Source organism: Shewanella marina JCM 15074 (assembly GCF_000614975.1).
Classification (GTDB): domain Bacteria; phylum Pseudomonadota; class Gammaproteobacteria; order Enterobacterales; family Shewanellaceae; genus Shewanella; species Shewanella marina.
Genome location: NZ_BALM01000015.1, coordinates 1 through 22,991, shown reverse-complemented (window position 1 = coordinate 22,991; position 22,991 = coordinate 1). Strand labels below are relative to the sequence as shown.

The 22,991-nt window shown below is 41.3% G+C and carries 17 protein-coding genes and 1 pseudogene; 10 read left to right on the top strand and 8 right to left on the bottom strand.

All coding sequences use genetic code 11. From position 1 onward, the window contains the following. The first annotated feature begins 84 nt into the window (after positions 1 to 84). Positions 85 to 927, top strand: coding sequence for a 23S rRNA (adenine(2030)-N(6))-methyltransferase RlmJ (locus JCM15074_RS12290; protein WP_025821468.1), 843 nt, complete (start codon positions 85 to 87; stop codon positions 925 to 927). 445 nt (positions 928 to 1,372) lie between these two features. Beyond that, positions 1,373 to 2,974 (top strand): AbgT family transporter, encoded by a 1,602-nt coding sequence (locus JCM15074_RS12285; protein ID WP_025821467.1) that lies wholly within the window; start codon positions 1,373 to 1,375, stop codon positions 2,972 to 2,974. A 100-nt stretch (positions 2,975 to 3,074) separates the two neighbouring features. Here the strand turns inward: JCM15074_RS12285 and JCM15074_RS23640 are convergent, their stop codons facing one another. From JCM15074_RS23640 to JCM15074_RS12270, 3 genes are all read right to left on the bottom strand, one after another. Further along, positions 3,075 to 4,097: an HNH endonuclease gene (locus JCM15074_RS23640; protein WP_025821466.1), complete on the bottom strand. Its 1,023-nt coding sequence runs from the start codon at positions 4,095 to 4,097 to the stop codon at positions 3,075 to 3,077. Between the two features lie 175 nt (positions 4,098 to 4,272). Further along, positions 4,273 to 7,419 carry an efflux RND transporter permease subunit gene (locus tag JCM15074_RS12275; RefSeq protein WP_025821465.1) on the bottom strand — a complete coding sequence of 1,049 codons (3,147 nt, stop codon included), beginning with the start codon at positions 7,417 to 7,419 and terminating at the stop codon, positions 4,273 to 4,275. Between the two features lie 13 nt (positions 7,420 to 7,432). Continuing rightward, the gene (locus JCM15074_RS12270) at positions 7,433 to 8,578 is read right to left on the bottom strand and encodes an efflux RND transporter periplasmic adaptor subunit (protein WP_025821464.1); all 1,146 of its coding nucleotides are present in this window, start codon (positions 8,576 to 8,578) and stop codon (positions 7,433 to 7,435) included. Between the two features lie 475 nt (positions 8,579 to 9,053). Here JCM15074_RS12270 and JCM15074_RS12260 point away from each other — a divergent pair, with 475 nt between their 5' ends. Continuing rightward, positions 9,054 to 9,797 (top strand): TorF family putative porin, encoded by a 744-nt coding sequence (locus JCM15074_RS12260; RefSeq protein ID WP_025821462.1) that lies wholly within the window; start codon positions 9,054 to 9,056, stop codon positions 9,795 to 9,797. A gap of 67 nt (positions 9,798 to 9,864) precedes the next feature. Here the strand turns inward: JCM15074_RS12260 and JCM15074_RS12255 are convergent, their stop codons facing one another. From JCM15074_RS12255 to prlC, 4 genes are all read right to left on the bottom strand, one after another. Beyond that, entirely contained in the window at positions 9,865 to 10,551 is a 687-nt protein-coding gene (locus tag JCM15074_RS12255) for a DNA-3-methyladenine glycosylase I (RefSeq protein WP_025821461.1), read from the bottom strand. A gap of 10 nt (positions 10,552 to 10,561) precedes the next feature. Beyond that, complete coding sequence (locus tag JCM15074_RS12250) at positions 10,562 to 11,098, bottom strand: thioesterase family protein (protein WP_025821460.1); 537 nt, start codon at positions 11,096 to 11,098, stop codon at positions 10,562 to 10,564. 176 nt (positions 11,099 to 11,274) lie between these two features. After that, complete coding sequence (gene brnQ, locus JCM15074_RS22040; protein ID WP_199899809.1) at positions 11,275 to 12,522, bottom strand: branched-chain amino acid transport system II carrier protein; 1,248 nt, start codon at positions 12,520 to 12,522, stop codon at positions 11,275 to 11,277. Between the two features lie 389 nt (positions 12,523 to 12,911). Then, positions 12,912 to 14,951, bottom strand: coding sequence for an oligopeptidase A (gene prlC, locus JCM15074_RS12240; RefSeq protein ID WP_025821459.1), 2,040 nt, complete (start codon positions 14,949 to 14,951; stop codon positions 12,912 to 12,914). Between the two features lie 255 nt (positions 14,952 to 15,206). On the opposite strand from prlC, the gene JCM15074_RS12235 reads away from it, so the two are divergent. The 7 genes and pseudogenes from JCM15074_RS12235 (at position 15,207) to JCM15074_RS24595 (ending at position 21,566) form a co-directional block, all read left to right on the top strand. Beyond that, on the top strand, positions 15,207 to 15,914 hold the full coding sequence (locus JCM15074_RS12235; RefSeq protein ID WP_025821458.1) for a hypothetical protein: 708 nt from the start codon (positions 15,207 to 15,209) through the stop codon (positions 15,912 to 15,914). 21 nt (positions 15,915 to 15,935) lie between these two features. Beyond that, a complete protein-coding gene (locus JCM15074_RS23635) occupies positions 15,936 to 16,367 on the top strand; it encodes a hypothetical protein (RefSeq protein ID WP_025821457.1) in 432 nt (143 codons plus the stop codon). Between the two features lie 304 nt (positions 16,368 to 16,671). Then, positions 16,672 to 18,026: pseudogene (gene gorA, locus JCM15074_RS22030) on the top strand (glutathione-disulfide reductase). A gap of 183 nt (positions 18,027 to 18,209) precedes the next feature. Continuing rightward, positions 18,210 to 19,451 (top strand): dGTP triphosphohydrolase, encoded by a 1,242-nt coding sequence (gene dgt / locus JCM15074_RS22025; protein ID WP_199899808.1) that lies wholly within the window; start codon positions 18,210 to 18,212, stop codon positions 19,449 to 19,451. Between the two features lie 335 nt (positions 19,452 to 19,786). Then, entirely contained in the window at positions 19,787 to 20,470 is a 684-nt protein-coding gene (locus JCM15074_RS12215) for a primase 1D-like protein (RefSeq protein ID WP_025821456.1), read from the top strand. Between the two features lie 218 nt (positions 20,471 to 20,688). Continuing rightward, entirely contained in the window at positions 20,689 to 21,276 is a 588-nt protein-coding gene (locus JCM15074_RS22020; protein WP_199899807.1) for a nuclease-related domain-containing protein, read from the top strand. A 20-nt stretch (positions 21,277 to 21,296) separates the two neighbouring features. After that, the gene (locus tag JCM15074_RS24595; protein WP_199899806.1) at positions 21,297 to 21,566 is read left to right on the top strand and encodes a topoisomerase DNA-binding C4 zinc finger domain-containing protein; all 270 of its coding nucleotides are present in this window, start codon (positions 21,297 to 21,299) and stop codon (positions 21,564 to 21,566) included. Positions 21,567 to 21,633: 67 nt separating this feature from the next. Here JCM15074_RS24595 and hemB read toward each other — a convergent pair whose 3' ends face one another. Further along, positions 21,634 to 22,629, bottom strand: coding sequence for a porphobilinogen synthase (hemB, locus tag JCM15074_RS12205; RefSeq protein ID WP_025821455.1), 996 nt, complete (start codon positions 22,627 to 22,629; stop codon positions 21,634 to 21,636). Positions 22,630 to 22,991: the final 362 nt, after the last annotated feature.

The following is a 22,991-nucleotide window of genomic DNA, read 5'->3' as shown; positions in this document are numbered from 1 at the left end:
TATATGCCTTATTGCCAAGCAACGGGGTATGTTATAATCAAAAATCACTCCTAATATTTTTGCAACTGACCATCAGGAATCATCATGCTGAGTTATCGCCACGGCTTTCATGCAGGCAATTATGCCGATGTACTTAAACACGCCATTTTATTGCAAACATTGCAATTGATGCATAAAAAAGCCAAGCCTCTGGTTTATATCGATACCCATGCTGGTGCCGGTGGCTATGCATTAACTGATGATTTTGCTCAAAAAACGGGTGAATATTTAGATGGTGTAGCCAAACTGTGGGACAAACAAGACCTACCAGAATCTTTAGCTGAATACGTGGAAGCGGTTAAGCATTTTAACCACCAGCAAGATGAGCTTGAACTTTACCCAGGTTCACCTGCCATGGTTGATATGCATCTTGCTGATAAAGACCGTATGGTGTTGCATGAATTGCATGGCACTGATTACCAAACATTAGATGAGTATTTTGACGGTGATCGCCACGTTAAAGTATTAAATCAAGATGGCTTAAAAGGTTTAATTGCGGCAGTTCCGCCACTAGAACGTCGCGGTATTGTGCTAATTGACCCAAGTTATGAGATCAAAACAGACTACCAAGATGTTGCCCACGCGATTATTCAAGCGCACAAACGTTTTGCAACGGGCGTATATATGTTGTGGTATCCCGTTGTAAATCGTGAACAAACTGAATCGATGCTACAACTGCTTAAAAACAGCGGCATTAAGCGTCAATTACGTATTGAACAAGCCATTAGTGCCGACAGCAATGAATTTGGTATGACAGCTGCGGGATTATGGGTAATCAATCCGCCTTGGCAGTTAGATACCATCGCCACTGAAATGCTAGATTACCTTGAGCCATTACTAGGTGGTCAAGGTGGCTTCACTAACGTTTGTTGGGAAGTGGGCGAATAACCTCAACCTTATATGATGCATTTTTAGCCCGATTTCAGCTATTACAGCTGAATCGGGCTAAATTTTATCCTTTCTAATACAATTTATTACAGTTACACATTTTTTTAACTGAAACTGATATTTAATTCACCCCCCCTTATCACCACCCTCACCAATCAAACCTAACGCATTGTTTTTAATGGAATAGTAGCTATAGAAAAATTGTGTCATTTTTCAACACCCTTATATTTATTATTGACATATACCACGATTAAACGGGTGTTTAACTCATACTTATGATGTGTTTGCTGACAATTCTTAGCAATTTCGTTAAAGTTGTTATTTAATATGCAAAAAATGACCGAATGCTAATGTCATCTAAGCATTCGTGATGATCATGGATGAACACCTACATAAAAGAATAAAACTATAAAAAGGCAATTAATGCCGTTGAAGGAAGAAAAAAATGTCCCAACTTTCAAATGGCGATCTCGCGCCACCAGCATCGCCGCCACCATCTGGGTGGTTTGTTCGTTTTCTTAATGTTGTTGAACGCTTAGGTAATCTTTTACCCCACCCTATCACCCTATTTGCGCTGTTCTGTGTCGCCGTTATTTTAATTAGTGGTGTGGCAGGTTTCTTTGGCGTATCTGTTGTTGATCCTCGTCCAGAAGGTGCCTCTGGTCGCAGTGCCGATGGTCTTATTCATGTTGTCAGCCTGATGACCCCTGAAGGACTGCGGATGATCGTCTCTAATTTGGTGACTAACTTTACCGGCTTTACCCCGCTAGGGACGGTACTTGTTGCCTTATTGGGTGTTGGCATTGCAGAGCGCTCAGGCATGTTATCGGCAGCAATGCGCTTATTAGTGATTGGCACCTCAAAGCGCTTAGTGACAGTCACGATTGTCTTCGCAGGTATTATTTCTAATACCGCGTCTGAGCTTGGCTATGTGGTATTAATCCCAATGGCGGCAATGATATTCCACTCTTTAGGGCGTCATCCATTAGCAGGTTTAGCCGCTGCATTTGCGGGCGTATCTGGTGGTTACAGCGCTAACCTATTATTGGGTACCGTTGATCCATTACTGTCTGGTATTACTGAAGCCGCAGCGCAAATGATTGACCCTGAGTACACGGTTGGCCCAGAGGTAAACTGGTACTTCATGTTTGCTTCTACGTTTGTGATTACCTTTTTAGGCGCCTTTGTGACGGAGAAGATTGTTGAGCCTAAGCTTGGTAAATACGATGCCAATGAAGCCTCAATTGATCTATCAAACCAACAGATGGACACGGTATCTGCCGATGAAAAGCGCGCACTAAAGTTTGCCGGTATTGCTACCTTAATATTCTCCATCGTGCTGGCGTTACTTGTCGTTCCAGAAGGCGCACCTCTGCGTAATCCAGAAACAGGATTAGTATCTGGCTCACCTTTCTTAAAAGGGATTGTGGTATTTATCTTTGTTGGTTTTGCCATCCCCGGTTTAGTCTACGGTAAAATCATTGGCGCCATGAAAACGGATAAAGATGTCATTAATGCCATGGCCGATAGCATGAGCTCAATGGGCATGTATATCGTGTTGGTCTTCTTTGCATCTCAGTTTGTGGCGTTCTTCACTTGGACTAATTTAGGCGCGGTATTAGCGGTCATGGGCGCAGATGCGTTAAATGCCATTGGCTTAACAGGCCCATTAGTGTTCTTACTGTTTATTGCAATGTGTGGTGTGATTAACCTCATGCTCGGCAGTGCTTCAGCGCAGTGGGCTGTAACTGCACCAATTTTCGTGCCGATGTTAATGTTGATTGGTTATGCTCCTGAAACGATTCAGGCCGCTTACCGTATTGGTGACTCGGTCACTAACTTAATTACACCAATGATGAGTTACTTTGGTTTAATTTTGGCGGTGGCTTGTCGCTATAAGAAAGATCTCGGCATCGGTACCTTGATTGCGACCATGTTGCCTTACACCATCGTTTTCTTTATTGGTTGGGTGAGTTTCTTCTTTATCTGGGTATTCGTATTGGGTATTCCTGTCGGCCCAGGTGCAGCAACTTACTACAATCCATAAGCACCATTAGTCGTCTCTAGTAGATTACAATAACAAAGCCCGCCCTCATGAGAGTGGCGGGCTTTTTATCATCTAATTAAATCAAACAACTACAATCAATTTATGACTCGTTCTGCTTTTGAGTAAACTGTTCAAAATGTTCACTCATATATTTTTCAAATCGACTAATATCATCGACTTTTAAATGGCTTGTTCCAAGCTCAATACCCGCATTAATCCCAAGTAAAGATAAGGTTTTCTTATCAAGATTTTTTGATGTTCTCAAATAAAAACGCTTATTTCTTTGCTCAAAGGATAATAAATGCTGATCAAATAACTTATCAATATGCGCACAAAGTAATAAGCCATTAGCGCCATCTAAGCGCTCTGTACTATCTTGGCATTCACTCCATGGTTTTATATGAGATGCAATTAACATCTCTCGAATATCAACAAGAGTGACGGCACAAACTTCACTACCCCAAGTCTGAGCAACTCGTTCTCTAAACAGACCTTGCCCAACTCTAGCCTTAACTAACTGTTGCTTTTCAGTAAGTGATAAATCAGCATCCATAACCTCTAAAATATCATCAATTAATGGAGCATCATGAGAGATGTTATGCTCATCAGACAGTAATTTATATCTAGCACTCTTATAGCGTAGCGATACATCTTTGGGCGTATCATAAATAACAAGATCATCAGGCATAAATCTAATATTAAAATTTAATAACGGATCATCTTCTATAAGATTGATGGAATTAAGATTAATGGTTTCTAACTGATCTTGCATTTCCCCAAACCAATTATTGGATTGATACACACCTGCAGCAACCTCAGCTTGCTCTCTCGTTAGACATTCCATTTTCTTGATATAGCCAACACAAAGCTTTTTCCCCTGATAAACAGTGAATAGATTAACTTTATAATATTTGCCTTGATGACTTTTATTAGGAGTATTAACTCCTTGTAAAAAGGCATATTTAAATCCTGAAATTGTTTTGGTTAAATCAAAGATCCACTCTTCATGACCATACCCAGGATTCATTTCAAATGACTTTTTATCTTTACTCTTATCTTCGCAACCAGATGGCTTTATCCAGCCATTTGAATTCCAACATATTCTTGTAGCTTTACATTCCATGAAAACACCTATACCAACAATATGACTTACTTGGACTATATCTTGATAAGTTTTTATTTATTCTTTGTTCCATCACAAGAACAAAAAAACATCACTTTATTACTGTATTTATTTAAATATCGAAATAAAAAAATCCCCAGCACTTGGCTGGGGATTTATCACATCAAACTAATGATTAGTGTTCAGGCTTAGATTCGCTTGGCTTCATCTCTGGCGCTTTAACTTTGCGGCTAAACAGACGCTCCACCAGCACAAAGAATAACGGTACGAAGAAGATACCTAAGAAGGTTGAACCCACCATGCCACCCAATACGCCGGTACCAATCGCGTTTTGCGCACCAGAACCTACACCGGTACTGATGGCTAACGGTACAACACCTAAACCAAAGGCTAATGATGTCATTAAGATTGGACGCAAACGTACGCGTACAGCATGTAGCGTTGCTTCAATTAAGCCTGCACCTTTCTCGTAGTATTCTTTGGCGAATTCCACAATCAAGATGGCATTCTTGGTTGCCAAGCCCACCGTAGTTAATAGACCAACTTGGAAGAATACGTCGTTTGATAAACCACGGGTATTCATCGCAATCAAGGCACCAATAATACCTAATGGAATCACCAAGATAACTGAGAACGGTACTGACCAGCTTTCATAAAGTGCCGCCAATACAAGGAATACCACTAGCACTGACAATGCATATAGCATTGGTGCTTGGTTACCTGATAAACGTTCCTCATATGACAAACCTGACCACTCAACACCAAATCCTGGTGGTAACTTACCGACCATATTTTCAATGTCATTCATTGCCACACCAGTACTATAACCTTGTACCGTCGCACCTTGAATGTTCACAGCTGGTAAACCACCAAAACGTTCTAGACGCGGCGCACCAAAGGTCCAGTGACCCGTTGCAAAGGCAGAGAAAGGTACCATTTCACCTTGATTGTTACGTACGTACCACTTATCAAGATCTTCAGGTTGCATACGGTATAAGGCTTCACCTTGTACCATTACTTTCTTAACACGACCACGGTCTAAGTAATCGTTAACGTAAGCACCACCCCACGCGGTAATCAACACATTGTTCATTTCTGAAATGCTGACGTTCATCGCTTTAAGCTTGCCGTAATCAATATCAAGCTGGTACTGAGGAGCATCTTCCTGACCGTTTGGACGCACGCCCACTAGGTTAGGATTTTGCGCTGCCATGCCTAATAACTGGTTACGTGCTTGAATCAGTGCGTCATGACCTTGACCATTCTTATCTTGAAGATAGAAATCAAAACCACTGGCCGTACCCAATTCCATTACCGCTGGCGGTACGAAAGCGAATACAAACGCTTCTTGAATTTGCGAGAAGTAACCCATTGCACGGTTAGCGACTGACTGTACATCAGTCCCCGGTGCAGTACGCTCAGCCCAAGGTTTCATGCCAACGAAAGCAAGACCCATGTTTTGGCCCATACCCGCAAAACTAAAGCCTGATACGGTGAATACTGAATTAACCGCGTCTTTCTCTTCGTGTAATAGATAGTTACTGACCTTATCTAATACTTGTTGAGTGCTTGCTTGAGTTGAGTTCGTTGGCAAAATAACTTGGGTAAACATTACCCCTTGGTCTTCATCCGGTAAGAATGAAGTTGGCATGCGCATAAAGATCCACGCTGTTGCCACCACGATTGCCAAAAACAGCATAAAGAAGCGAGCAGAACGTTTTAAAATTGCAGCAACACTTGCTTCATAGCGGTTAGTTAACGAGTCGAACTTACGGTTAAACCAACCGAAGAAACCGGTATCTGTTAACGAGTGACCTTTCTTAACTGGCTTTAACATGGTTGCACATAGTGCAGGGGTTAGAATCATTGCCACTAATACTGACAATGCCATTGCAGCCACAATCGTAATTGAGAACTGTCTGTAAATCACACCCGTTGAACCCGCCATAAAGGCCATTGGTACAAATACCGCAGATAGGGTCAAACCAATACCCACTAATGCACCAGTAATCTGATCCATCGACTTACGAGTCGCTTCAAGCGGGCTTAAGCCCTCTTCACTCATAATACGTTCGACGTTTTCCACCACCACAATCGCGTCATCCACCAGCAAACCAATGGCCAGTACCATCGCGAACATGGTTAGGGTGTTAATCGAGAAACCAGCTACCGCTAAAATACCAAAGGTGCCCAGTAGTACTACTGGTACCGCAATCATTGGAATTAACGTTGCGCGGAAGTTCTGTAAGAACAAGTACATGATCAAGAATACCAGTACAATCGCTTCAATCAGCGTATGTACCACACCTTCAATCGACTCGCTCACAAACGGGGTTGTATCGTAAGGAATCACCACTTCTAGCCCTTGCGGGAAGAATGGTTTCATCTCTTCAACTTGTTCCATCACCAATTTAGCGGTATCCAGTGCGTTAGCACCTGTCGCTAATTGGATTGCCATACCTGACGCTTGGCGACCGTTGTAATATGCTGCAACGGCGTAGCTTTCAGCGCCCACTTCAACTTTAGCCACATCACCTAAGTGCACTTTGGCACCAGTGGTATCCGCTTTTAAAATGATATTGGCAAATTCTTCAGGCGAACTTAAACGGCTTTGCGCCGATACGGTTGCGTTTAGCTCTTGGCCTTTTAGTGATGGCGTGCCACCTAACTGACCTGCAGATACCTGTGCGTTTTGCTCGCGAATCGCTTGCAACACTTCTGAAGTCGTTACTTGGTATTGGTTTAGCTTTAATGGATCAAGCCAGATACGCATCGCATACTGAGAACCAAACAGCTGAATACCACCTACACCTGCCACACGACTCATAGGATCTTGAATGTTAGCTGCCACGTAGTCGGCAATATCGCTTTCATTCATTGAGCCATCTTGTGACACAAAGCCAAGTACCATTAAGAAGCCAGTACTGGATTTATCAACTTTAACACCCTGTGCCTGCACCTCTTGAGGTAGCAATGGCATCGCGGCTTGTAGTTTATTCTGCACCTGTACCTGAGCAATATCAGGATCCGCTTCAGAGTTAAAAGTTAAAGTAATAGTCGCATTACCAAAGCTATCACTGGTTGAGTTGATATAACGTAAGTAATCAAGACCCGTCATACGTTGCTCAATCACCTGAGTCACTGAGTCTTCAACCGTTTTAGCAGATGCGCCAGGGTAGTTAGCATTAATCACTACCGTTGGCGGTGCAATGCTAGGATACTGGGAAACTGGTAGGCCAAAAATGGCCATGGTTCCCGCTAACATGATGATGATCGCAATTACCCATGCAAAGATGGGGCGATCGATAAAAAAACGTGCCATATTATCGCCCTACTTACTTAGAATTAGTGGCATTAGCAAGGGTCGCGGTTACTGGTGCGCCGGGACGGATTTTCTGTAATCCCTCAACAATCACCTTATCACCCGCAGCTAAACCAGAAGTAATTACCCATTGGTTGTTAATCACGCCGCCAGTAGTCACAATTTTTGCTTCCACTTTATTGTCGCTATTAACGACCATCACAACGCCTTGACCTTTAGGATTACGTGTCACGCCTTTTTGCGGTACTAAAATCGCTTGTGGATCAATACCAACGCTTAACTGAGTACGCACAAACATACCCGGTAATAGTAAACCTTCAGGGTTAGGGAATTGCGCACGAATAATCACAGAGCCAGTGGTTTCATTAACACTTAACTCAGTAAATTTAAGCTGACCAATGTGCTTATAGTTAGAGCCATCTTCAAGAATAAGGCTCACGTTAGCATTAGCCGCTTTATCCAATGCACCTGATGCTAATTGCTGCTTTAAGCGCAACATCTCAGTGCTTGATTGGACGATATCAACATTGATTGGATCAAGTTGCTGTACTGTAGCTAAAGCATTGCCTTGATTCGCGGTCACCAATGCACCTGGGGTAACATTTGACTGACCGATACGGCCAGAAATTGGTGCAGCAACTTTGGTATAAGCAAGGTTAATACGTGCATTATTAAGATTTGCTTTAGCTTGCGCTACGCTCGCTAACCCCTGCTTATAGTTAGCATCAGCAGTATCATACTGCTCTTGGCTAATGGCATTGGTTTTAACGAGCTTTTGGTAACGCTTATAAGTTGATGATGACGCAGATAAAGCCGCATTTGCACGCTCTAATTCAGCTTCAGCACTATATACATTCGCTTTATAAGTCGAATCATCAATTGAATATAATGACTCGCCAGCCTTAACCTCACCGCCTTCCACAAAATTACGAGCTGCAATAATACCGCTTACTTGCGGTCTTACTTCTGCTTCTAAAAATGCTTTAGTTCGGCCCGGTAGCTCAACCATTAACGACTGAGATTGCGATTTAACTTCAACCGCGGTAACAGGAACACTATGAGGTGCACCGGCTCCTTTTGGTGCTTCGGTTTTAGGTTCGCAAGCTGCAATCCCTAATGCCATACACACCACGGAGGTGATTTTAACTAGCTGTCGCATGAAAACTCCTTGCTATCTTCCCTAGCACTAGGCAATAAGCCATCGATATTTAGCGTAGGGAGCACGTATTTGAACAAAATAAATCAGCGCTTTATCTCACAAAGGCAACCGATCAACAACTCGAATTTCAACAAAATTGTAAAGGAATGAAAATTTAGATAATGAACCAATAACATGTTCACAAAACTGACCCATAATAAACAATAATGAAACAGTTAACCAACTTATTCCAATTAAAAAAACCTTTGTATCACGCTGTATCACTGCAAATTTAGTATAAATTTGCAGCAACATTTGAAAAAGATAGGAACCAGATACCAAAAACTATTAATAAAAACAGAACATAAGTGATCGTCATCACGCCACTGCTACATTTGTTCACAATTGTTCATAACCCTTATTAAGCAATTCATGTTGTACCAGAAATTCATTAACAAAGGTTTCCTAATATGAAGTCAACAGAGATGGGAGTTTAATGATGATCAATAAAAAATACGCACTACTAATCGCAGGCCTAATGGCCGCTTCTTCAAGCATGGCTTACGCAGAGCAACCAAATGAAGTGCTTGGCGGCACCATTAACGGTAACCTTACTTTTGCGTCTGACTACGTATTCCGTGGCGAATCAGAAACAATGGATGGGGATGTACCCGTAGTTCAAGGCACCCTAGGCTGGAGCAACCCTGATGGTTGGTACGCTGGTGTATTTGCATCAAACATTAAATTTAAAGATCCTAATCTTGAAATCGTAACCGCACCTTTTATTGGTAAAGCGGGCGCATTTGGCGACAGTGGTTTCAAATATGACGTCATGGTGTTCTCTTACCTTTATCCTGGTGCTTCATATTCAAACTACACAGAATTATGGTTAAAGATGTCAAAAGACTTTGGCCATGCAAGCTTACAGTTAGAAGTGACGCCAACCCTTGATGATTGGTTCGGTGTTGATGGCTGGCACGGTGTTAACTACGCCATGCACCCTAGCTACAACTTCGATAATGGCTTTAAGATTTCTGGTTCTGTCGGATACCAAGACTTAACAGGTAATGGCGCTGAAGGCTGGGGCCACTGGAACCTTGGTGTATCAAAAGAATACGCTGGTCTAAAATTCGATTTACGTTACCACGGCAGCACAGTTGATACAGACCATAAAGTTTATGGCGATCAAACCCTTATTTTTGATGACCGAGTTGTTATCGGTGTTAGCAAGAGCTTCTAATCTCTACTAAGAAGCTCAAAAAAAATCCCCGTTTTTACGGGGATTTTTGTTATCTATAGGCCACGATTTATAAATGATTATCGCCGACACTGCAGGCGAGAATACGGCTGATTTCAGCAAAGCCAAAACCACTCTGCTGCTGCCACTGATTAAATACGTGCTGCACCTGAGCTAAACCTGACTTAGAGCTAAAACCAGTATCCACCAGTTTATGTGCCGTTAAATAACTCTGTACATCACGGGTTAATAAAAAGCTGTCTTTACCAATCTCACGTAAAAAGTAAGGGCCTGTATTACCGCCTAAACGGCTGCCTTTACGCTTTAATAACTGCCATAGCTCAATAATATTATCGCTCGGCCAATTGGCAATTAACTCACTAAAGCTGCCATGTTCTAGAGTAAGCTCATGGATCATCAAGGCATTATCATAGATCGCTTGGGTTTTCTTTTGATGGCGAATTAAAGTCGCATCACTGGCTCTGGCATCGATTTGATCAGGCGACATCATTAATACCTTTTGCGGTACAAAATCAAAAAAGGCCTTTTCATAAGCAGGCCATTTATTGTCAACCACGCGCCATACAAAACCAGATTGGAATACTTTTTTGCTCATTGCTGACAATAACTCAGCATCGGTGTAATGCCCAATTTGGGCATTAGATAAGGTGGTTGGCATTAATAACGCCAATGCTTGCTCACCGCCCTTTCTATCAGCAGCCCGCTGATAGATGGTTTCAAACTTTTCAGCTGCCACTTATGGCTCCTTACTTCAAATTCTGCTGCTTCTTCACCTCTAAAAAGGCTTTCCACTTTAGTACTTCGGGTGGCAAGCTCGGTGCCTCGCCCACATAACCCGCTTGTTCAACTAAATCGGCGACGGGGACTTGCTTGCGTTTACACACAAATACACCCCGCACATGGACAATACAATGTAGCCCTTTATCACTTTCAAAGCGCTGTTCTATATAAAAATATTTCTCGTCCCAGCCGACTAACTTAGTGGCAATATCAAAGGTCGCAAAGGGTTTAATATCTTTAATATAGGTAAACTCAGCCGCATTAACGATTGGCATCCACTTCAACTTTAAAAACTTATTTAATAAGCCCATTTCAGCCAGCATAAAGGTGCGAGCTAAATCCATAAAAGCAGGATAACGGGAGTTGGTTAGGTGAAAATTAACATCACAATCGCTTGGCAGTGCGCGGTAACGAATATGGCTTGTCCCTAAAAAGTCGATATGACGCGCCTGTTTTTTAATGCGCCACAAAAATAACCAGATCAATCTAAAATATAAGTTCATATCTTCATCCCTAAATAATTGAGATCAAGGCTAACAGAGGTCTTACCAGAGAACAAGCCAACAAAAAAGACGCCATAATAGGCGTCTTTTAACAGCATAAAACTCAGATTAATTAAGTAATGGCTGCTTTTGCGGGGTCAACATACGGGTTAACTTCACCAATACTAGCGCAATCATTACTGGCAATAGCATGACACATTGTCATTAAATAATGGTAAATATTGCTGTGCAATTTTGATGACCGACTCAGGCAGTTTAGCCAGAATATTTAGCGCATCAAGCGTGCCAAATAGTGTAGCAATAGTCACTACCACCAATTGACCCACAGAGATTTCACGTACATTACTGCGGCTGATTTTAGGGATAAAAATAACCGCCATAATCAAGGCAATCGCAATCGGACATAACACTAAAATCACAGGCAAGCTTACTTTAATAATGGTTTCTAAGCCCACATTAGAGATAGTCGCAGTTAATAACGTAATCACTACTGCACTGATCTTAAATTTAAAACCGTAACTGTTTTGGTAATATTCAGCATTTGCCGTAGTAATCCCCACCGTCGTGGTTAAACACGCAATTAAGGTAATCACCGCTAACATCACTTGGCCCATCGCACCAAACTGACCTGCCGCATAAGCCGCTAGGATTTCACCGCCATTGGTTGCATGGGCGGCAATGTTAGATGAAGTCGCGCCTAAATAGCCCATTGCCAGATAACAAAGCGCCATTAATGCCGCGTAAATTGCCACAATAATTAAGATATAACGGAAAGTCGCGCTTTCATTACCACTGCTACGTAGACGAATAGTGTTGATGATCACCCAACCAAATACTACCGCTGCAATCGCATCTAAGGTCATATAACCTTGAGTTAAGCCATTGGCAATTGGCGACTGCTGATAGGCTTCAGTTGCAGCCATCGGGGCACCAAGTGGATTAAACAGCGCAAAAACCGTCAATAGTGCCAGCATAATAATCAATGCAGGCGTCATTATACGGCCAATATAATCAACCAATTTACCCGGCTTTAATGCTAACGCGAGGGTGAGTCCGCAAAAAATAATTGAGAACAGTAATAAACCATTACCCGAATAAAATGGTTTGATGCCCATTTCATACGCCACGGTAACTGCACGCGGTAGCGCAAATGCAGGGCCAATGGTGGTTAAGATTAAAAACCAGAAGCTACGATCCATCCACTGTGGTAATGCCGCAGTTAATTTATCAATTGAAGGTAAGCGACCTAATACAATTAAGGTTAGCGCAGGCAGACCCACTGCGGTCACTAAAAATCCAGCAATGGCATATAACCAATTTTCACCAGCTTGTTGTGCCATTAATGGCGGAAAAATAAGATTACCTGCACCTAAAAACAGTGCAAATGTCATAAATCCGATGGCGGCGAGTTCTCTTCTATTCAAACGACATACCTCATATCAAAGTGTTTTGTCAGTTTGCTGGAAGATTAAAAAGGAGAGACTTGATATCCGCCAGCTTAGCTGACGAATAAATACACCGTCAGCGTCAGTTAATAATGACGATGACGACAGAGACAAGCGCGGCCGCAATCTTGGCAGATGCAGTATTAGATACAGCCTGATTGTTGCGAGTATTTAGAAACATAACTCATACGCTCGTGAAATAATGGAGTTTCAATCTAATTTGAAACGCTGCCGTTGTAAAGCATAATTTTGCAGCAATGATTAGCTAAAATAAAACCAATAAAGTGATTTAAAATAAACACTTATTAACAATTAAACAAAAAAGGCGCCACTTAGGCACCTTTTTTAGTGTGTTAACTGCTTAAATATTAAGCTTGAATACCACTATGGCGCAGTAATGCGTCAATATTCGGCTCACGACCTCTAAAGCGAGTAAATAGCTCCATAGGTGCCTCACTACCGCCCATCTCTAACACATTCACCAAGAAATCATGGCCTGTTTCAGCGTTAAAAATGCCTTCCTCTTCAAAACGAGAGAAAGCGTCAGCAGACAATACTTCAGCCCACTTATAGCTGTAATAACCAGCCGCATAACCGCCCGCAAAAATATGCGCAAAACCGTGTTGGAAACGGTTAAATTCAGGTGCAATAATCACGGCCACTTGGCGACGCACTTCATCAAGCATGGCTTGTACTTGTGCGCCTTGCTCAGGCTTAAATTCATAATGTAGACGGAAATCGAATAGCGATAACTCAAGCTGGCGCAACATCATCATGCCAGATTGGAAGTTCTTCGCTGCTAGCATTTTGTCTAACATCGCTTTGGGTAATGGCTCACCTGTTTCATAGTGACCAGAAATCTCAGCTAATGCCTCTTCTTGCCAGCACCAGTTTTCCATAAACTGACTTGGTAGCTCAACCGCATCCCATGCCACACCGTTGATACCAGACACACCCGCCACATCAATCTTAGTCAGCATATGGTGAATGCCATGACCAAACTCGTGGAATAAAGTCGTAACTTCATCATGGGTAAATAACGCAGGCTTGCCATCAACAGGACGACTAAAGTTACAGGTTAAATACGCCACAGGTTTTTGTAGTTCACCTTGGCTTAAACGACGCGCACGGCAGTCATCCATCCAAGCACCACCACGTTTGCCTTCACGGGCGTACAAATCTAAATAGAAGCTGCCACGTAGGGTATGTTCGCTGTCATAAATGTGGAAGAAACGCACATCGTTATGCCAACGGTCAAAATCATATTGCTCTTCAATCTTCAAACCAAACAGGCGAGATACTGTGTAGAACAAACCAGAAATCACTTTATCTTCAGGGAAGTAAGGACGTAACTCCTCTTGTGAAATCTCATATTTATGCTGCTTTAATTTTTCAGCATAAAAACTTAAATCCCAAGCAGCAAGCTCAGACACACCATATTCAGTTTGAGCAAACTCAGTTAACTCAGACAATTCTGCTTTGGCTTGTGCCTTTGAACGCAGTGCTAGCTCGTTTAAAAACTCAATCACTTGCTCAGGGGTATCAGCCATTTTAGTCGCTAATGATTTTTCAGCGTAGTTAGCAAAACCTAACAGTTGTGACACCTCATGACGCAAGCGCACAATCTCTTCCATCAATTCGCTGTTATCAAACTCACCCGCATTAGGGCCTTGTTCAGATGCGCGAGTCACAAAAGCGCGGTAGCACTCTTCACGTAATTCACGGTTTTCGCTGTACATCATCACTGGCATATACGATGGGTAATCCAAGGTAAATAACCAACCGTCTTGCTCTTTAGCTGCGGCCATCGCCTTAGCGGCAGCTTTTGCAGAATCAGGTAAGCCGACTAATTCAGCTTCATCAGTAATTAACTTGCTCCACGCATGGGTCGCATCTAATAACTGGTTTGAGAATTGGCTAGTCAGTTCAGACATACGCTTAACGATCTGACCATAACGTACTTTTTGCTCATCAGATAAACCAATACCTGATAATTCAAAATCACGCAGACTGTTATCGATAACCTGTTGCTTAGCACGAGGTAAAGTCGCGTATTCAGGACTCGCCGCTAATGCTTTATAAGCTTGATACAGACCTTGATGCTGGCCGACAAAAGTGCCGAACTCAGACAACAAAGGTAAACATGCATCATGGGCTTCGCGCCACTCAGGATTACTCACCACAGAGTTCATATGCGAAACCGGCGACCAAATTTTAGATAATTGGTCATCGGCTTCTTCAAGTGGCGCCACTAAATTGGCCCAAGTGTATTCTTGGTTATCTGCCAGTACTTGCTCAATGGTATCGCGGCAATGAGTAATTGCCTGCTCGACCGCTTGCTGAATATGTTCAGGCTTAATTTTAGAAAACTGAGGTAACTCAGTTTGGCTTAGCAACGGATTACTCATTATGATTCCTCAAACAACTTGGGTATAGCTTCTTTAATAAGGGCTTTAATCGCAAATTTCAAGTCCTTAGATCAGTATTAGTCTTATGACCTAACAAACAAAAATCATTAAAACATCGACTAAGATCACACTCTATCAAGCATTAAGATAACAATTTCAACAAATGAGAATTAGGTTACAAATAGTAACAATTATCATTTACTTGATCATAAAATAGATTACTATGATCGCAATTACCGATTACCTGAGCAGATTATGACCTTTAAACATTGCCTATTTTCAGCAGTTTTAGCGAGCTTGCCAATTACGACATTAGCTGCACCACAAGTAAGCCTTGATATGGGCTGGGACAGTAAATATGTGTCGCAAGGTCGTGATAATTTAGATAAAGGCGGTATTTATTGGAGTACCTTAGCCGTTGAACAAGGCAATCTGCATGGCTATGCCACTGTTGGTCGCGGTGACAGTGTCCATTACACAGAATGGAATTACGGCCTACAATACAGTTTGCCGCAAGTCTATGGATTTGAAACAGTTCTAGGTTATCAACGTAATGAAATCTATGGTGATGAACGCAGCCATGACAATGAATTTTCAGCCGAGATTAGCTATCAGCAACTCAGTTGGATCACGCCAAGTATTAACTATACCTATGCCACAGAGGCAGATGGCTACTTTATTGAATTAGCCCTACAACACGACTGGCAAGTAACCTCAAAACTGACCATTAGTCCGTATTTACACCAGAGTTTTGACTATGGTTATGTCAGCGCCGAGCACGATGGTGTCAACAACCTGCTTATCGGTGTAGAGGCGCAATACCAGCTGACATCACAGCTTGTATTAAGCGCTCAGATTAACCAATCTTTTGCTCAGCAAGATATCAAACAAGAAAATGCCGATGACCCAAGTGCGAAATTAGATCAAACCTTTGCAGGTATTCACTTAACTTACCAATTCTAAGCTTTTATTGGTCTAGGCTGTATGCAAGGAAGCACCACAGCCGAGGCCGATATGCCCATAAAAATAGCACTTTTACTTATCTGTCCCTTACTGATAAGTCCCAATTTAGCCAGCGCAGCAACAACGATACAAACCCCAAGCTTGTTAGTTAAAAGTCATTCCGACCCAAGCTGCCGCTGGCTAAATCAACGCATCAAACACCTTAAAAAACAGATCAAACAAGCTCCACAACTCGGTCAAACCGACCCAATAAAACAAGAGCTTCGAGCATTAAAAAAGGAATGGAAGTGCCTGAAATGTAATAACGGCAATACCTATCGTGACTATCGGAAGTGTCAATATACCAATCGCATTAAAGATATGAGCCATTCAGAGCTTGTCAGATTTTTCAGTTCTAGGCGCATTGATGTAGTAATGGCTATCCCCTTTCAAATCAATGCAACACCGAAATGAAAAGGTCTGAAAAGCTCACCTAGTGCGGGTTTCAAGGCACTGTATACTGCGTTGCATATTTTCAAAATACGACTGCATGGACGCAGGAGGTAGAGCAACGCAGGAGCAGTTGCCGAGAATAACTATTCCAGTCAAATATTCGCCTTGTTTACAGCACCTTGAATTCCCGCTGAATGTTCATTTTCTTAATTTGATTGGTATTAAATAAGTCTAGTTATCACAAAAAAATCCGCCTACAATAATCTGCAGTTAATCTAATACTTAATCGACTCTCGTTGATATCAACAATTACATGGAGAGAAACATGGCTCAACACTTCGACTATATCTGCTTAGGTGCAGGTAGCGGCGGTATCGCATCAGCTAACCGAGCAGCAATGCGCGGTGCAAAAGTGCTGTTAATTGAAGCCAAGAAAGTAGGTGGAACTTGTGTCAACGTCGGCTGCGTACCTAAAAAAGTGATGTGGTATGGCGCACACGTAGCAGAGGCAATGCACCTATATGCCAAGGATTATGGCTTTGATGTCACCGTGAATAATTTTGATTGGCAAACCCTAGTCAACAGTCGTGAAGCCTATATTGATCGCATTCATGCAGGTTACGACCGTGGTTTAGCCAGCAATGGCGTTACATTTTTAGAAGGTTATGGCCGTTTTGTCGATAACCGTACCATTGAAGTCAATGGCGAGCATTACACCGCCGATCATATCTTGATTGCCACTGGCGGCGCCCCAAGTATCCCGAATGTACCGGGCGCAGAGTACGGTATCGACTCCGACGGCTTCTTTGCCCTAACCGAGCAACCAAAGCGTGTTGCGGTAGTGGGTGCAGGTTACATTGCCGTCGAAATTGCAGGCGTATTAAATGCACTAGGCAGTGAAACCCATCTATTTGTACGTAAGCATTCACCGCTACGTAGCTTTGACCCAATGTTGTCAGAGCAATTAATGGCAGTTATGGCCAAAGAAGGCCCAACACTGCACACCAATAGCACCCCAAAAGCTGTGGTTAAAAACGATGATGGCAGCTTAACGCTAGAGCTTGAAAGTGGTGAGCAGCATGTGGTTGATTGCCTCATTTGGGCAATTGGTCGTCACCCATCAACTGGCAATATCGGCCTAGAAAATACCGATGTGACTATGGATGAAAAAGGCTTTATTTTTGTTGATGAACAGCAAAACACTTCAGCTAAAGGCATCTACTGTGTCGGCGATATTATGGCGGGTGGCATTGAGCTAACGCCAGTTGCAGTTAAAGCGGGTCGTCTATTATCAGAGCGTCTATTTAACGGCATGACAGATGCCAAAATGGATTACACAACAGTGCCAACCGTGGTATTTACCCACCCACCTATCGGCACTATGGGCTTAAGCGAGCCAGATGCCGTTAAGCAATATGGCGCAGACAACATTAAAGTGTACAACTCAACATTTGCGTCAATGTACACCGCAGTTACCGCGCATCGCCAAGAGTGTAAATTCAAGTTAGTTTGTGCTGGCGAAGATGAAAAAGTAGTGGGTATTCACGGTATCGGTTTTGGTATGGATGAGATCCTACAAGGCTTTGGCGTAGCATTAAGATGGGCGCAACTAAAGCAGACTTTGATGCCGTCGTAGCATTGCACCCAACAGGCGCAGAAGAGTTTGTTACCATGCGTTAAACGCTGTTTGTTTAGATAAGCGTTTAACCATTAAGGGTTATGACACAGTCATAGCCCTTTTACTTAAACACTAAAAACCTAATTAAGCTTTTGTTTATAAAAGAAAAAATAAGCCACCAGTAAATATTTATTCGAAAAAAGGTGTAAAATCCCTAATAATATTAATCACTACTCAAAAGTAATATGGATAAATATAATCAAATAGACCGTCATAGAAAATCTAATGCTAGCCACTCTACATTTTTAGCATCAACACAAAGCGACAAAGCACGGCTTATTTATTCCGCTGCATTTCGCAGACTACAACAAAAAGCTCAAGTATTTTCACTAGAAAGCAACTCAGCCGTTCGCTCTCGACTTACTCACTCTATAGAAGTTTCTCATATTGGTCGCTATATTATTGCTAGTATCAGCGAACAAATATCAGCATCAAACTTAACAAATGAAATAAAAAAATATTGGCTCGACAATAATTTAGCAATGTCAAATATTGTGGAAACAGCATGTCTTATGCATGATATTGGTAATCCACCTTTTGGGCATTTTGGAGAAGCAGCAATATCTCAATGGGCAAGATCAGATGATGCAATTAATTGCTTGTGTATAGCAACCAATACCGACAAAAAAAAGGTAGAACTTACCGCATTGGATGACTTCAAGTATTTCGATGGCAACCCCCAAGGGTTCAGAATTATTACGAAATTACAGGGTGAAGACGGCTTCTATGGACTAAATCTAACTTACACTCAATTAGCTGCATTCATCAAATATACTCATAGCCCAATGTCAAAAGTCCAGCAAAAAACATCTGCTCCTTTCTCTAAAAAGATTGGATTTTTCGATACCGAGATTGATGTAATAAAAGCAGCTTGGGCTAAACTTAACATGCCTGAACATAGTCGGCATCCACTTGGTTTTCTGATGGAAGCTTCTGATGACATATCTTATTGTATTAGTGATATTGAAGATGGAATAGAAAAAGGGATTATTCAAGAATCTCAATTCAAGAAAGATATGCTAATAGGAATCCAATCTCTCCAAAAAAGTGATGATCCTCACCCAATTTACCAGAAATTAATAGAAAGTCTCAATCCAGATCCTGACACGGCAATAGGACCATTTTTAAACTTCAAAACATATCTATCTAATTATCTTGTAAGTGCCGTAGCGAAGAAGTTTATCGACAATTATCAAAAATTCATTACTTTCGATATTCAGGAAGAGATAATTTCTAAAAATTCGACTGAGCATAAATTACTCAGCTTATTAAAGGATTATACTGGAAAATATCTATTCACCTCTAGCGAAGCTGAGCGTATGGAGTTATCTGGATTTTCAATAATTTCGGGAATATTAGAAGAATATAAGCCTCTATTATCATTAAATAAAAAAAAAGTTTATATATTTAGTTATCAACCACTTTGATGGCATTAAAAATAATGAACTCCATATACACCGTAGATTATTCAACCGTTTACCTCAAAAACACCTCAATGCATACAAAACTGCAATTATAGACAAGTCTATACCAGAACTAAAACAGACTTTACTTTCTGAAAAAGGTATTAAAAATAAAGAAGAACAAATTGAATACTTAGCTAATCATTTTCAAGATTATCTAAACAACACTTTTAAAGAACATTTCGACAAAATTGATTTATATAAAGAATGGAATTTACGTACTCATTTGATCATTGACTTTGTTTCTGGTATGACAGACCAATTCTCAATGGAGTTTTTCCAAATGCTTAAGGGGATAAATGTCAAATAGTCACATCAATAGTGTCCATGGTATGAAGCTAAATCGCCATCCTATTGCCTGGGTGTCACAAATTTTATCCCCATGGGCTCTTAGTCATGCTCATTTATACATGAGTAAATATCACTATGTACCTCAATCATTTCATGATTATAGGGCTATTTTCACTTTACCTATAAGTGATATTACTGAGCGCTCCCTATTAGAAATGTTAGTTTCTTTAGAATCTGAGTATGAGTTAGCTGTACATTCAAAAGTTACTATTGGCAATGAGTCTTATCATCTACCTATGATTGACTTTGGTTCGAAAGGAAACAGTCCATCAGCATCAGAAAGTATTAAAGAATTATGTAGGTATTGGAATATGAACTTCAGCATCTATGAAAGTGGTAGATCGTTCCATGCATATGGAAACAGGCTTCTGACTCATGACCAATGGCTTCAATTTATGGGTAGTTTACTTCTGCTAAACAAACCTAGTGGATACAAACTGATAGATGAAAGATGGGTTGGACACCGTATCATGGCAGGTTATTCCGCATTACGGTGGAGTAAAAACACATCCCATTATAAAAGATTCCCTACTCATTGTGGATTCGTGAATGGTGATACATTCAATATCAGCGAGATGAACTCAACCTCTGAACTATCAGCTTTTATACCTAAGCATCTTTTTGGAGAGTGAGATATCTGAAATTTAAATTCTCCAAAAACAAACATAAATAGTATTTATGCACCATGCGCAAGTCTAGATAAACGTTCGATCTTTAAGGGTTATAACACAGTCATAGCCCTTTTTGTTTGCAATAACTAGAAATTACTAGTGAATCCATGACATACCTCCCGTCATATTCTGCCCATTCCTCTACACTAATATTCATTTGATTTAACTAATAAATGCCGATGAATATTTCTCAAATTGTCGAACAAACACTGACTCAGCTATTAACTAATTTTTGGTACATTCCAGTACTAATGGTGCTACTGGCAATTATAAAAACCAACTGGTGGAAAGGAATTTGGGGCGAGTTTCAAGTCAATATGATGCTCAAACGTCTACCTAAAACAGAGTATCACTGCCTAAAAAATATTACCTTACCAACAGCTGATGGCACCACTCAAATTGATCATATTGTGGTATCTCAATTTGGTATTTTCGTGATTGAAACTAAAAATATTAAAGGTTGGATTTTTGGTAATGCGAATCAAGCTATGTGGACGCAACAGATATATCGTCATCGTAATCAATTTCAAAATCCGCTACGCCAAAACTATAAACATACCCAAACCCTCGCGCAGTTACTTGAACTCCCAAACGATGTTATTTTCTCTGTTATCGTCTTTATTGGTGATAGCACTTTTAAGACAACCATGCCTGACAATGTGACTTATGCATCTGCTTGCCTAAGCTATATTCGTGCTCAGACGGAGCAAGTATTAACACTGGAACAAGTTGCACAAATCACCACGCAATCGCAGATAAGCGTTTAGCCGCTAATATCAAAACCCATATGCAGCATGTAAAACATGTCAAAACGATCAAGGCCGCGAAACTTGAACCAAGTCTGCAACCAGTACCGCCAATTAAGATAAAGCAACAACAGGATATTGAACAAAAAGAGCCCGTAGTAACAATGTCCAAAACTGATATGGCACCACAATGCCCTCAATGCGGTGCATCAATGGTATTACGTACTGCCAAGCGAGGCAGTAATGCAGGTAATCAATTCTGGGGTTGTAGTAACTATCCTAAATGCAAAAAGATGATGGCAATTAATTAGAACAAACAAAAAATAAGGGTTATGACATCGTCATAGCCCTTATTTTATTGCCACTCACTCGCTAATATTAACTGTTTTTATCTGCAGCTAACCATTGAGCAACTTGTTTGGTGTAATAACTCACAATAAGATCAGCGCCTGCACGCTTAAAGCCTGTAAGGGTTTCATAGACCACACGTTTTTCATCAAGCGCACCGGCAAGAGCAGCAAATTTAATGGATGCATACTCACCACCCACTTGATAAACCGCTAGCGGTAAATGGGTTTGCTGACGTAAATTAGCCACCACATCTAAATAGGGTGTGCCCGGTTTCACCATCAAAATGTCAGCCCCCTCCTCTTCATCAAGTAACGCTTCTTGCAATGCTTGGCGACCATTAGCACAGTCCATTTGATACGCTTTGCGATCCCCATGTAATTCGCAATCAACCGCAACCCTGAATGGACCATAAAATGCCGATGCAAACTTAACGGCATGCGCTAAAATCGCCACATGTTCATAGCCAGCAGCATCTAATCCTTGACGAATCGCTTGCACTTGCCCATCCATCATTGCTGATGGCGCTAACATATCGGCTCCAGCACGAGCAGCCGTAACACTTTGCTTCACAAGCAAAGCTAGGGTTTCATCATTTAGCACCTGATCATCATGATAAACGCCACAATGACCATGGGTGGTGTACTCACAAAAACAGATATCAGGAATCACCATCATATCTGGGCAAGCAGTTTTTATCGTGGTCACCATTCGCGCCAGTAATCCTTGATCATTCCAAGTATCACTGCCAATCTCATCTTTAGTGTGTGAGATACCAAACGGCATCACATAACGTACCCCTAATCGATATAACTCAGTCACTTCATCAGCAAGCATGCTTTCAGGAATACGATCAATGCCAGGCATAGTAGTAATAGGCACGGCTTCGGTCAGTGTTTCTTCAATAAAAATAGGATGAATAAGATCTGCTAATTTAAATTCATGTTCACGCACTAAATCACGCATATTGGCGCTAGTGCGCATACGACGCATACGTTTAAATGGAGTACTGATTAAACTTGCCATAATTCATTAATTCGATAGTAAATCATTATCATACGCTTCTCTTACTGGAACATTAATCCCTTTCTACTCACATTAAACTGAAGTAATAAACCAGTAACTCTAGCGATTAAAGAACAATCCTTAACAGCATTATCAATAAAACATCCCCTCTAAGATAAACGCGATCCACCTCACGAATTAACGCTCAAATTATTACCACACAGTAATAATCATTTTCAAAAACACCGCATTGTTACTTTTAGCGATGAGAGTAAACTGGCTCCATCGATTGAGAACACGCAGCAAATCTGCACTGACTCCGTTCGATTCAGCAAGCTCGATGTTATCGATTAGCTGATATTTATTTCTAACATTTGTTTTTG